This is a genomic window from Gilliamella sp. GillExp13 (genome assembly GCF_001690815.1).
Lineage (GTDB): Bacteria > Pseudomonadota > Gammaproteobacteria > Enterobacterales > Orbaceae > Gilliamella > Gilliamella bombi.
Map to the genome: position 1 here is coordinate 1 of NZ_LZHJ01000097.1, position 856 is coordinate 856.

1 protein-coding gene is annotated in these 856 nt (G+C 37.6%); it reads right to left on the minus strand.

What is annotated here, in order from left to right; all coding sequences use genetic code 11:
• A partial coding sequence (locus A9G37_RS06795) for an IS3 family transposase (protein ID WP_255306871.1) occupies nt 1–780 on the minus strand: 780 nt, incomplete at its 3' end.
• Nucleotides 781–856: the final 76 nt, after the last annotated feature.

The following is an 856-nucleotide window of genomic DNA, read 5'->3' on the forward strand; positions in this document are numbered from 1 at the left end:
AAGTCGATTATAATTAAACCAATCCACATAGTGATTAAATTCCAATTTAAGTTGCGCCAGTGAATCAAAAATAGTATTTGACACAAATTCTCTTTTCACTGCTTTGAATGTGCTTTCTGCAATTGCGTTATCATAGGGGCAGCCTTTGCGACTTAAGGACCGTTTAATTCCAAATGCTGTTAAACATTCATCAATCAAATGATTATCAAACTCTTTTCCTCTATCAGAATGAAACAACTCAATCGTCTGTAAGTTCATTGGAATTTGACTCATAGCTTGCATGACCAGTGCCGCTGTTTTATGCCTGCCAGCACTTCGCCCCACTATTTCTCGATTACTGATATCAACAATTACACAAAGGTAGTGCCAACGTTGTTTAACCCTTACATAGGTTAAATCGGTCACCAATATCTTTCGTGGTTGACCTATATTAAATTCTCGATTCAGTTCATTCCCCACCGGCGATTCATTGCTTTTTTCTGTATGAATACAATATTTTTTACAGGTGTATTTCGAAACCCAGCCATTTTTCGCCATGATTCGACCTATTCGGCGTCGAGATACGGTTATGCCTTGCTTTCTCAGCTCTGCTTGCAGACGCCTTGTACCATAAGCACGATAATTAGTATTAAAAATTTCACCCACTATTTCACTCAGTGATATATCTTGTGATTGCTGCGTTAATTGCCGTTGATAATAGAAACGATTTCGGGTTACATTTAAACATCGACATAATGCACGTAAGCTGTATCGATGCTTATTATGTAAAATTAACTCGATTTTCTTCCCATTATCAACGTCGCTTGCTTTAGGATATCATTCTCCATTAACAAGCGTTTATTCTCTTTGCGTAGCG